This window comes from Franzmannia pantelleriensis (genome assembly GCF_900102875.1).
Lineage (GTDB): Bacteria > Pseudomonadota > Gammaproteobacteria > Pseudomonadales > Halomonadaceae > Franzmannia > Franzmannia pantelleriensis.
The window spans coordinates 116,286-127,528 of record NZ_FNGH01000011.1; the positions used below are offsets into that span (position 1 = coordinate 116,286).

The following is an 11,243-nucleotide window of genomic DNA, read 5'->3' on the forward strand; positions in this document are numbered from 1 at the left end:
GATGATAGCAAAGGGTGACGCGGTGCTGCTGGCCAGGCCGTTCGTGTTCATTCGCCACGGCGAGACGTCGCTCAACCGTGCGCAGTGCATCTGTGGGCGCAGCGATGTGCCGCTGACGACCCTGGGCGAGACCCAGGCCCGGCAGGCGGCCACCTGGCTGGCGCGACCCTGGAGCCGCGTGGTGACCAGCACCCTGCAGCGTGCCTGGCGCACCGCAGAATTGGCGGTGCAAGGGCAGTTGGCCACGCGCCTTGGCGGACTCGACGAGCGCGACTGGGGGCGGCTGGACCAAATGCCGCTCGCCCAGCAGACCGCCTATGAGGCGACCCCGCCGGAGGGCGAGAGCTGGGCAAGCTTCCAGGCCCGGGTGCTGGCGGCACTCAATGGCGTACTGGTGGACTCTGAGATGCCGCTGGTGGTGGCACACTCCGGCGTGTTCCGGGTCATCCGCGCTCAGCTGATCGGCACGCCGCATGGACCGCGACTGCCCAATGCGGTGCCTTTTCTGATCCGCCCGGGCCCGCTCGGCTGGACCATCGAGCGCCACGGCTCGGCAGGCGGCTAGAACGCCTTTATGAGGGCGAAGCGCGGCAGCGTTTCGCCCTGGATCTCCACCGTCTCGCAGAACATCGCCAGCGGCCTGACCCACAGGCCGTAGTCGCCGTAGAGCGCCCGATAGACCACCAGCGCCTCTTCGCTTTCGCTGTGCTGGGCAACGCCCAGTACCTCGTAGTCGGCGCCCTTGTAGTGGCGGTAGATGCCCGCCACCGGGGGCTTGGGATCATGCATGCTGGCTCTCCTGAGGATTGGCTTCGGTTGTGGCCGAGCGCTTGGCCAGGCGCGCCATCACCCGTGCCGCGGCGGCGAAGCCGAAGGCGCCGGTAACGAAGGTGGCGGCGCCGAAGCCCGAGGCGCAGTCGAGCCGGGTGGCATCCCCGGATCCCGGCTTGGTCAGGCACACTTCGCCGTCGGCACCCGGGTAGACCAACTGCTCGTCGGAGTAGACGCACTCCACCGAGAAGCGGCGCTTGGGATTGCGCGAGAAACCGAAGTCGCGGCGCAGCATGGCGCGCACCTTGGCCAGCAGCGGATCGTGCTCGGTGCGGGTCAGGTCGGCGACGCGAATGCGCGTCGGGTCGGTCTGGCCGCCGGCCGCGCCGGTCACGGTGAGCGGGATCTTGCGCCGCTTGCACCAGGCGATCAGCGCCGCCTTGGCCACCACGCTGTCGATGGCGTCGAGCACGTGATCGGCATCGTCGGGAATTCGCTCGGCGAGGTTATTTGGCGTGACGAACGCCGTGTCGGCGATCACTTCGATGCCGGGGTGGATGGCCCGGCAGCGCTCGGCCAGCACCTCGACCTTGGGGCGGCCGATGGTACCGTCGAGGGCGTGGAGCTGGCGGTTGACGTTGGAGACGCAGACGTCGTCGAGGTCGATCAGCGTCAACTTGCCGATCCCGGCGCGGGCCAGCGCTTCCACCGACCAGCTGCCGACGCCACCGACGCCGACCACTACCACATGGGCGTGGCGGAAGGCCTTTGCGGCGCGGCTGCCGTAGAGCCTGCGGATGCCGCCGAAGCGCAGGTCGTAGTCGTCGGCGGTGTTAGCGCCGGAAGGGGGGGCGTCGATATCGGTCATGGGGCGGTGGCGAATGTCGGTGAGTCGGTGTCATGCCAGGCAATGTCATGCTGCGGCAGGTGGGCGGCCCAGCCGAAGCGTTCGAATAGCTGCTGCATGTCTTCCTGCAGCGGTGCGCTGACCTGCAGCTGCCTGCCCTCCAGCGGGTGCGGGAAGCGCAGCTCGACGGCGGCCAGCAGCAGCCGCGGGCAGTCGAGTCGCTCCTTGAAGAAGCGGTTGTGGTTGCCCTTGCCGTGCTTGGCATCGCCGATGATCGGATAGCCGCGCTGCGACAGATGGCGACGGATCTGATGGCGGCGCCCGCTCAGCGGGCGCGCCTCGATCAGCGAATAGCGGCTGCTGGGGTAGCGATCGACCTGCACCGGCAGCTCGACGCTGTCGAGGCGGCGGATCTCGGTGGCCGCCGGCATGGCCGGCATCTGCGCCTTGGGGCGGCTGCCATCCTCCTCGCGCAGCGGGTAGTCGAGCCGTTCGGCGTCGGGGCCGACGCCGCGCACCACCGCCAGGTAGCGCTTGGCGATCTGCTGCTGGGTAAAGGCCTGCGCCAGCTGCGTGGCGACCTCAGGGCTTAGCGCGAACACCATCACCCCGGAGGTGGGGCGGTCGAGGCGGTGCACCGGGTAGACCCGCTGACCCAGCTGGTCACGGAGGGTCTGCACCATGAAACGCGTCTCGCCCCGCGCCAGGGCGCTGCGGTGAACCAGCAGCCCCGACGGCTTGGCCACGACCACCAGCGCCGCATCGCGATACAGGATCGGCAGCGGGGCGCAGGCGTCTTGGCTGGGCGGTGTGGCAGGCATGGCAGCGGCGTCTCGAAATGGGCGGCCATTGTCGCCGCTCGGCGCGCCGCTGTCATCCGTATCGCCTGCGGATATCAGCCGTAGAGCGTCTCCCAGTGAATATCCAGCTTGGGCGCTGCATCGAGCATGAGCTCGGATTCAATATGTTCGAGATGATGCAGCATGAGCCTGATGGCAGCCGCTTCATCGTGATTCTCTATGGCATCGACAATTTGTCTATGTTCGTCTTCGGGGCATGCTGGGGTCTGCGGTGCGTCATAGAGCGCGATGATCAGGCACGTCAAAGGACACAGCTCTGCCATCAGCTTCTCGATGAAGGCGTTGCCTGCCAGCGCTGCCAAGAGCATATGGAATTGACCGGATAGCCGAATGATGCGGCGGCGATCTCCCGTCGCTCGTGCTTGTGCCTCTTCTTCGAGGTGCTGGTGTAGCCGGGCGATGTCCTGTTCACAGGCTCGGGCGATGACGTTACGTACGATCTCAGGCTCCACCAGCCGGCGGGTGGCGAACAGGTCCCTGGCCTCCTCGGCGGAAGGTCGTTTGACGAAGGCGCCGCGGTTGGGATGCAGCGTCACTAGCCCCTCTTTGGCCAGCAGCGTCAGGGCTTGACGAATCTTGGTCCGGCTCACGCCGAAGGCGCCTGCCAGTTTCTCCTCCACCAGCTTGATGCCCGGCGGCAGCCGATGCTCCATCACCGCGTCGGTGATGCGCTCGGCGATCTGCTCGATGGCCAGTTTGGTGGTGGAGGCTTCCATTGCAATCCCCATTGGTCAGTGATGTCCCGATTCAGTATGCCGCAGCACAGCGCAGATCAGAAGCCGCTGGGAGCGCGCAGGTGTCGGCACTTCGGCTGCACCGTAAGAGTGCTGACGATGCATGTTTGCACAATTAATGTGCGTGATCTATCTTAAAAAATTGTATGCAATCCGTTAAACAAAATTTTGATCAATAATATAAACAAAATTTTTAACATTCCAAATCATGGGGTTGCAGGTGACGGCGGCGGTGCGCCAATAACGGCGAGTCCGGCATGGCATAGGGCTTGCTCAGACCTAATGAGGTGACCGGGCGCTTGGCTCGGCTCCGCCATAACAATGATCCGGAGGGTTTCCAGATGTCCAAGTCCCATACTCTGAGAATGGCTACCTTGCTAACGGCGGGGATGCTGCTGTCGTCCTCGGTGCTGGCAACTGAGCGCTTGCGAGTTGCCGGTAATTTCCCCACTGACCACTCCGTATCGAGGGCCATGGAGGTCTTCAAGGAGCAGGTCGAGAGCGCGTCCAATGGAGATATCTCTGTCGAGCTGTTCCCGGCGATGCAGTTGGGCGGGGCCACAGAGAACGTCGATCAGGTGCGTTCAGGCAGTATTTTTGCCGTCTTTACCTCGATCGCTTATTTCACTCGCTCGGTGCCTGAGTACGAGGCGGTCAGCCTGCCGTTCCTGTTCGATAGTCGTGATCAGGCCTTTGCGGTAATGGATGGCCCGGTCGGCGAGCACCTCGATGAAAAGATGGCCGAGCTGGGCTTCGTCAACCTTGGCTATGGCGAGCTCGGTTTCCGGCATGTCACCAACAATCTCCGCCCGATTACGTCGGTCGAGGATTTCGAGGGGATGCGCATTCGCCTGCAGCCTAACGAAGTCCACCTGCAGACCTTCCGCGCACTGGGGGCCAACCCGGTGTCGATGGACGTTTCCGAGCTCTACTCCGCTCTCCAGCAGGGCGTGCTTGATGGTCAGGAGAACCCCTACAACATCATCGCCAGCCGTCGCTTCAACGAGGTCCAGGAGTACCTCTCCGACAGTGGCCACTTCTACGACTTCATCAACGCCGTCGCCAATCAGCGCAGCTATGAGCGCCTCTCCGAGGAGCATCGCGTGATCGTCGATGAGGCAATGCAAGCGGCCATGGAGTGGCAGCGTGAGGCGGCGGCAGAGGAGGAGGAGTCCTGGCGCGAGCAGCTGATCGAGGCAGGTATGGAGTTCACCCCGATCTCTGCGGACCTGCGCGCCGAGCTGCGTGAAGCGACCCTGGAAGTCGCAGAGAGCCTCGCGGAGCGCGTTGATCCTGAGTTCCTTGAACTGGTGATCCAGGAAGCCGAAGCGGCGCTGTGAGGTCAGGCATGACGGACACATCTGCACCACCGCACGACGATGCCAAGGCGCGGGGGCCCAAGCCCCCGCCACGTTCTCGAGCCTTTAGGCGTGCCAAGCGCATCGTGGAGCTGCTCGATGCCACTACCTACTGGGGCATCGTGGCAGTGATGGGCCTGATGGCAACCATCGTCTCCCTGCAGGTGTTCTGGCGCTATGTGCTGGGGTCGTCGATCGACTCTGCCGACGAGCTGTCGCGGCTGTTCTTCGTGTGGGCCATCTTCCTGGCCATTCCACACGGTGTGAAGCACGGGGTGCACGTTGGCATCGATTTGTTCGTCATGCTGATGCCCGAGTGGATGAAGGAGGTGCTGTTTCGCCTCATGGCGGGCGTGTCGACGACCCTGATGCTGATGGTGATGCTGGGGGCCTGGGTGGCGACCCTCGATCGCTGGCCCGAACTGATGCCGACGCTGCCGATCACCTCGGCGATCTATTACATCGCGGTCCTTATCTGCGGTGCCCACGCCTTCCTGCACTTGGCCATGTTGGCCTGGGGCGGGTCGCGAACCTGGGAGGAGCTGACATGACCTGGCTGGCGATAGGGTTGTTTCTGGGCTTGGCGGTGCTCGGCATGCCGTTGGCCTTTGCCCTCGGCTTTGGGTCGCTGGCGGGCCTGTGGATGCTCGATTTCGAGCTGGTGGTGATGCCGCAACGCATGCTGCACGCCGTCAACAGCTTCCCGCTGATGGCGATTCCGCTGTTCATGCTCGCCGGTGAGCTGATGGTGAGAGCCGGGATCATGGACCGGCTCATCTCCTTTGCCAACAGCCTGGTGGGCAGGATGCACGGCGGCTTGGCCCATGTGACGATTACTTCCGGCACCATTTTCGCGTCGGTAAGCGGGGCGGCGGTGGCCAGCGCCAGTGCCATGGGCAGTACGCTGGTGCCGTCGCTGCGCAAGTACTACCCGGATGCCTACTCAGGTGCCGTGATTGCGTCGGCGGCTAATCTGGGCCCGGTGATCCCGCCCAGCAATGCGATGATCGTCTACGCCTTGATGGCCGGCTCGTCGGTGTCGGTGGGCGGGCTGTTCATGGCCGGCATTCTGCCCGGCATCTTGCTGGCCGTGGGCTTCATGGTCATTGCTAGCTGGATCTCCTGGAAGCGCGGCTATCCGCTGACGGGCGAGCGCTTCAACCTCTGTAACGTCGCCCGACAGGCGCGGCGCGCCATCGTCATCATTCTGATGCCGGTGATCGTAGTAGGCGGCATCGTAGGCGGGGTCTTTACCGCGACCGAGGGGGCGGCAATCGCGGTGGTCTACTCGGCGTTCATTGGATTCGTTGTCACGCGTCGTCTGCGTATCGCCGACCTGCCGGGCTGTCTCTACCGCGCCGCGGTGACCTCGGCAATGGTCGGTGCGTTGATCGCGTTTGCGTCGGTGCTGACCTTCATTTTCACCATCGAGATGGTGCCGATGATGCTGTCATCGTTCATCCAGTCGCTGACCGCTGATCCCATGATCTTCATTTTGCTGACCATGGCGCTGCTGGTGGTGATCGGCATGCTGATCGAGTCCAACGCCGCCTACATCATGCTGGTGCCGCTGTTCGCGCCGGTCGCCGTGCTGTACGGCATCGACCCGCTCTATTTCGGCTTTCTGTTCATGTACAACCTGGTGGTCGGCATGATGACGCCGCCGGTTGGTGTGCTCTACTTCGTCATGAGCGGTATCACCAAGGTGCCGATGATGACGTTGGTCAGAGAGTCACTGCCGTTCGTTGCCTTCCAGTTCGCGATCCTCGGCCTTTGCATCGCCTTTCCGCAAATCGTCACCGCGCTGCCTCGTGCACTCGGTTACTGACCCCTGAGGAGCAGACCATGCCGACACCCTCTCCGTTTGACGCCGAGCACCCTGCCGACCTGGTGATTTATGGCGCACGCTTACTGACCGTGGACCCGCTGCTCGGTGAGATCACCTGCGGTCGCTTGGTGATTCATCAGGGTCGACTGGTCGAGGTGGGGCCCCACGCTGCCGGTGAGCCGCTCCCGCCCGCCCGGCGAACGCTGGATCTGCATGGCCGCGTCATCGTCCCAGGCTTCGTCAACGTGCATACCCATACCATCCTGAGCATGGTGCGTGGCGTGGCCGAGGACATGGGCTTCGCCCCGGCCTATACCCCGGGCGTGCCCCACGGCCATGAGGTCAGCAAGGAAGAGGCGGTGGCCCTGGCGCGGCTGGGCGCCGCCGAGGCGCTGCTGTTCGGCTCCACCCTGATCAATGATAGCTATGTGCATGCCGACCTGACGCTGCCGGCGATGGGCGAACTGGGCATGCGGGTGATTACCTGTGGCCGCATCCATGACGTCGATTTCAGTCGCGTCCATGAAGGGGTGTGGGAGCATCGCACCGCGATCGGCGAGAAGACGCTGGGCGAGGCGGTGGCCTTGCATGAGCGCTGGCAGGGCAAGATGGATGGCCGCCTGGGCGTCGAGCTGGCGGCCCATGCACCGGACACCTGCTCCCGAGAGCTGCTGGCGAAGGTAGCCGAGACCCGCGATGCCCTGGGTATCCAGGTCAATGGCCACCTCTCCCAGAGTCGCAAGGAGAATCGCCGTGTCGAGGAGCGCGACGGCATGAGCCCGAGCGAGCTGCTCGAGGATGTCGGCCTGCTCGGGCCGCGCTTCACCGCCGCCCACTGCATGTACGTCAGCGACAGCGACATCGAACGTATCGGTCGCACGGGTACCAATATCGCCCACGTCCCGCGCGGCAACGCCACCGGCGGGCGGATTGCCCCCACCACCCGACTGCGTCAAGCCGGCGCCAACCTGACACTGGCCACCGACAACATGCACGCCGACATGGTCGAGGTCATGCGCTGGGCGCTGATCATGGGCCGCGTGCAGGAAGGCGAGGTGAACGATACCTGGCAGCCTCACCATGTGCTGGAGATGGCCACCCTGAACGGCGCCAAGGCGCTTGGCCTGGGGCATGAACTGGGCTCGCTGACCCCCGGCAAGCGCGCCGACCTGGCGGTCTTCGATTTCCGCCGGCCGCACCTGGTGCCGCTGATCAATGCGCTGGGCAATCTGGTGCATACCGCCCAGGGCCGCGATGTGGAGATGGTGGTCTGCAACGGCCAGGTGGTGGTCGAGGGGGGCGAGCTGTGTCTGGCGGATACGCCGTCGCTGCTGGCCGATGCCCAGCACGCTGCCGATGCACTCTGGTCCCGTGCCCGGGCTCAGGTCTGACCCTGCTAACGGCTCGAGGGAGCGCCCATGAAACTGCTGATCGTCAATCCCAACATCTCGCACAGCGTCACCGAGCTGATCGAGGCCGAGGCGCGGCGTGCGGCCAGCCCGGGCACTCAGTTGACCCTGCGCACGGCCGCGCTGGGCGTGGCCTATATCGAGACCCGCGCCGAGGCTGCCATCGGCGCCTACGCGACGCTCAACGAGCTGGCCGACCATTTCCCAGGGCATGATGCCGCCGTGGTGGCCGCCTTTGGCGACCCGGGGCTTGAAGCAGCCCGTGAGATGCTGCCGATACCGGTGGTGGGCTTGACCGAGAGTGCGCTGATGAGCGCCGCCATGCTCGGCGGCAAGATCGGCATCGTGGCTATCTCGCGGCGTATTCGTGCCTGGTACGCCGAGACCGTTGATCGCTATGGCATGACCTCGCGTCTGGCCGGTATCCGCTGCCTGGACGAGCCGCTGGCGAATATCGGCAGCGTGCAGCAGGACAAGGGCGAGCAGCTGGTGGCGCTGTGTGAGGCGGCGATTCGCGACGATGGCGCGGATGTGTTGATCATCGCCGGCGCGCCCTTGGCGGGTCTGGCGCGCAGCGTGGCACAGCGCATACCGGTGCCGGTGGTGGATGGGGTGAGCTGCGCGGTGCAGCAGGCGGAGCTGCTGGCCCGCCTGGGCCCCGCCAAGGCGACGGCGGGCAGCTATGCCGCGCCGCCGGTGAAAGGTGCCATGGGCTTGTCGCCGGCACTGCGGCAGCTGATCGGCCGAGAGGACGTGGCATGAGTCGTCCTCAGCCGGCGGAGAGCGTCGTATGCCTGCGGCTGGTCTCCCACGACCTCGAGTTCGTGGCCGAAACCCGCCCCGATGCGCCGCATAGCACGGCGGCCTTTCTCGCGCTCCTGCCCTGGCAGACGCAACTGGTGCATGTGCGCTGGAGCGGTGAAGGGGTGTGGATACCCCTGGGGGAGAGGGACTTCGCCCTGCCCTGGGAGAACCCCACCCGCTATCCCGCTCCCGGCGACGTGCTGTTCTACCCCGGCGGATACAGCGAGACCGAGATCCTGCTGGCCTACGGCGCGTGTAGCTTTGCCAGCAAGCTGGGGCCGATCGCTGGCAATCATTTCATGAGCCTCGTCGAAGGGCGCGAGCAGCTCCCGGAACTGGGTCGACGCTGCCTATGGCAGGGCGCCCAGCCGCTGACCATCACTACTCACCCGACCCAAGGAGGCTCCCAATGACCGTGAACCGCAGTCGATTCGGCGTGCTCACGCCTTCGTCCAATACGGCACTCGAGCCGCTCACGTCGGCCATGGTGGCCAAGGTTCCCGGGGTCAGCGCGCACTTCTCACGCTTTAGCGTGACCGAGATCGCCCTCAGCGCGCGGGCGCTGGGCCAGTTCGATGATCGCCACGTGCTGGCGGCAGCTCGCCTGCTGGCTGACGCCCGGGTCGACGTGATCGGCTGGAGCGGCACCTCGGCCGGCTGGCTGGGGTTCGACCACGACGAGACCCTGTGCCAGCGGATTAGCGAAGAGACCGGCATCCCAGCGACGACCTCGATGCTGGCGCTGAATGAGATCCTCGCCGAATACGGGCTGCGAGCGTTCGGTCTGGTGACGCCCTACACCGACGACGTGCAGCAGCGGATTCTCGACAACTACCGCAGTGAAGGATTTGCGGTGGTCGCCGAGGACCATCTGGGCATCAGCGAGAACTTCGCCTACGCCGAGGTCAGCGCGGAAACGCTCACCGCCCAGGTGCGGCGTGTGGCCCAGGCCGGCGCGCCGGCCATCGTGGTGGCCTGCACCAATCTCTGTTCGGCCGATCTGGTGCCTAAGTGGGAAGCGGAGCTGGGCGTGCCGGTGCTGGATACCACGGCCACCGTGGTGTGGAAGATGCTGCGCATGACCGGCCACGGCGATGCGCCGGTGACCGGCTGGGGCCAACTGATGGAAGGAGTGATGGCGCATGGCTGAATTCGATCTGGTGATTCGGCGCGCCCGCTGCGCCACCGCTGCCGATGTGTTCGAAGCCGATATCGGCATCCGCGACGGCGTGATAACGGCGCTGGGTAGCGGCCTTGCCGAGGGACTCGAGGAGATCGATGCCGCCGGTCGCTGGGTACTGCCGGGTGGCATCGACGGGCACTGCCATCTGGACCAGCCCACCTCTGACGGCTCGAAGATGGCCGACGACTTTCTCAGCGGCACCCGCTCGGCGGCTTGCGGCGGCACCACCACGGTCTTTCCGTTTGCCTGCCAGATGAAAGGCCAGAGCCTGCGTGCCGCCGTCGACGACTATCACCAGCGTGCCGAGGGCAAGGCGTGTATCGACTACGCCTTTCACTTGATCGTGACCGACGCGACCCACGAGGTGCTGGCCAATGAGCTTCCGGCACTGATCCGCGAAGGCTACACCTCGTTCAAGATCTACATGACCTACGACGACTTGAAGCTGTCGGACCGCGAAATCATCGACGTGCTGGCGGTGGCCCGTGAGCATGGCGCCATGGTCATGGTGCACGCCGAGAATGCCGACTGCATCGCCTGGCTCACCGAGCGTCTGCTTGCTCATGGCCATACCGCCCCCCGCTATCACGCCGAGGCGCGGCCCATGCTGGTCGAGCGCGAGGCGACCCACCGCGCCATTGCCTACGCCGAGCTGGTCGACGTGCCGATCCTGATCGTCCACGTCTCTGGGCGTGAGGCAATAGAGCAGCTGCGCTGGGCGCACAGCCACGGCCTGCGCATCTATGCCGAGACCTGCCCTCAGTATCTGTTCCTGACCGCTGACGACCTGGGTATCGATGACGACGATCACCACGGCGCCAAGTGCATCTGCAGCCCGCCGCCACGTGACAAGGCCAATCAACAGGTGGTCTGGGATGGCCTGGAGAACGGCGCCTTCCAGATCTTCTCCTCGGATCATGCGCCATTCACCTTCGCTGGCCCCCAGGGCAAGTTTGCGGCCGGCGGCGATGCCAGCTTCGAGCGTATTCCCAACGGCATCCCGGGGCTCGAAACGCGTCTTGCCCTGCTGTTCAGCCACGGGGTGGAGACGGGCCGCTTGACCATGCAGCAGTTCGTGGCACTCACCGCCACCAATGTGGCGCGCATGTATGGCCTCTATCCGCGCAAGGGCTCGATCGCCGTGGGCGCCGATGCCGACCTGGTGATCTGGGAGACCGGCCTGGACCGCCGCATCCGCAACAGCGACCTGCATCACGGCGTCGATTACACCCCCTACGAGGGCATACCGGTGTCGGCCTGGCCGGCGTTGACGCTATTACGTGGCGAGGTGGTGTGGCGCGATGGCGACTACCTGGGTGTCGCCGGGCGCGGCCAGTTCCTGCCCTGCGCCTTGCCCGCACCGGCTCGGCCCAAGCCCCGGCGGCCGGGAGGTGCTGCGTGGTAAGCCGCTCACACATGGCCGAACGTCTCGACGCGCTGAGCGCGAGC

13 protein-coding genes are annotated in these 11,243 nt (G+C 65.2%); 9 read left to right on the forward strand and 4 right to left on the reverse strand.

What is annotated here, in order from left to right:
* The first annotated feature begins 1 nt into the window (after position 1).
* Positions 2-565: a histidine phosphatase family protein gene (locus BLT16_RS14655; protein ID WP_176817249.1), complete on the forward strand. Its 564-nt coding sequence runs from the start codon at positions 2-4 to the stop codon at positions 563-565.
* On the opposite strand, the gene BLT16_RS14660 is transcribed toward BLT16_RS14655, so the two are convergent.
* The 4 genes from BLT16_RS14660 to BLT16_RS14675 all read right to left on the reverse strand — a co-directional run bounded on the left by BLT16_RS14660 (position 562) and on the right by BLT16_RS14675 (position 3,194).
* Positions 562-789 carry a DUF1653 domain-containing protein gene (locus BLT16_RS14660; RefSeq protein WP_089659260.1) on the reverse strand — a complete coding sequence of 76 codons (228 nt, stop codon included), beginning with the start codon at positions 787-789 and terminating at the stop codon, positions 562-564. The two genes, BLT16_RS14655 and BLT16_RS14660, sit on opposite strands and share 4 nt — an antisense overlap.
* Positions 782-1,639, reverse strand: a complete 858-nt coding sequence (gene tcdA, locus BLT16_RS14665) for a tRNA cyclic N6-threonylcarbamoyladenosine(37) synthase TcdA (protein ID WP_089659261.1) — start codon at positions 1,637-1,639, stop codon at positions 782-784. The genes BLT16_RS14660 and tcdA overlap by 8 nt, the downstream gene beginning before the upstream one ends.
* On the reverse strand, positions 1,636-2,439 hold the full coding sequence (locus BLT16_RS14670) for a pseudouridine synthase (protein ID WP_089659262.1): 804 nt from the start codon (positions 2,437-2,439) through the stop codon (positions 1,636-1,638). Before BLT16_RS14670 ends, tcdA begins: the two co-directional genes overlap by 4 nt.
* A 74-nt stretch (positions 2,440-2,513) precedes the next feature.
* Positions 2,514-3,194 carry a GntR family transcriptional regulator gene (locus BLT16_RS14675; protein ID WP_089659263.1) on the reverse strand — a complete coding sequence of 227 codons (681 nt, stop codon included), beginning with the start codon at positions 3,192-3,194 and terminating at the stop codon, positions 2,514-2,516.
* 359 nt (positions 3,195-3,553) lie between these two features.
* On the opposite strand from BLT16_RS14675, the gene BLT16_RS14680 reads away from it, so the two are divergent.
* From BLT16_RS14680 to hydA, 8 genes are read left to right on the forward strand one after another with little or no spacing between them, the layout of a single operon-like run.
* The gene (locus BLT16_RS14680) at positions 3,554-4,552 is read left to right on the forward strand and encodes a TRAP transporter substrate-binding protein (RefSeq protein ID WP_218124457.1); all 999 of its coding nucleotides are present in this window, start codon (positions 3,554-3,556) and stop codon (positions 4,550-4,552) included.
* A gap of 8 nt (positions 4,553-4,560) precedes the next feature.
* A complete protein-coding gene (locus BLT16_RS14685; RefSeq protein WP_089659265.1) occupies positions 4,561-5,121 on the forward strand; it encodes a TRAP transporter small permease in 561 nt (186 codons plus the stop codon).
* Positions 5,118-6,398 (forward strand): TRAP transporter large permease, encoded by a 1,281-nt coding sequence (locus BLT16_RS14690; protein ID WP_089659266.1) that lies wholly within the window; start codon positions 5,118-5,120, stop codon positions 6,396-6,398. Before BLT16_RS14685 ends, BLT16_RS14690 begins: the two co-directional genes overlap by 4 nt.
* A gap of 17 nt (positions 6,399-6,415) precedes the next feature.
* Positions 6,416-7,789, forward strand: coding sequence for an amidohydrolase family protein (locus tag BLT16_RS14695; RefSeq protein WP_089659267.1), 1,374 nt, complete (start codon positions 6,416-6,418; stop codon positions 7,787-7,789).
* A 27-nt stretch (positions 7,790-7,816) separates the two neighbouring features.
* Positions 7,817-8,569, forward strand: coding sequence for an aspartate/glutamate racemase family protein (locus BLT16_RS14700; RefSeq protein WP_089659268.1), 753 nt, complete (start codon positions 7,817-7,819; stop codon positions 8,567-8,569).
* Positions 8,566-9,024, forward strand: coding sequence for a DUF3830 family protein (locus BLT16_RS14705; protein WP_089659269.1), 459 nt, complete (start codon positions 8,566-8,568; stop codon positions 9,022-9,024). Before BLT16_RS14700 ends, BLT16_RS14705 begins: the two co-directional genes overlap by 4 nt.
* Positions 9,021-9,761 carry a maleate cis-trans isomerase family protein gene (locus BLT16_RS14710; protein WP_089659270.1) on the forward strand — a complete coding sequence of 247 codons (741 nt, stop codon included), beginning with the start codon at positions 9,021-9,023 and terminating at the stop codon, positions 9,759-9,761. The genes BLT16_RS14705 and BLT16_RS14710 overlap by 4 nt, the downstream gene beginning before the upstream one ends.
* On the forward strand, positions 9,754-11,199 hold the full coding sequence (gene hydA, locus BLT16_RS14715; RefSeq protein ID WP_089659271.1) for a dihydropyrimidinase: 1,446 nt from the start codon (positions 9,754-9,756) through the stop codon (positions 11,197-11,199). The genes BLT16_RS14710 and hydA overlap by 8 nt, the downstream gene beginning before the upstream one ends.
* The last annotated feature ends 44 nt before the right edge of the window (positions 11,200-11,243 follow it).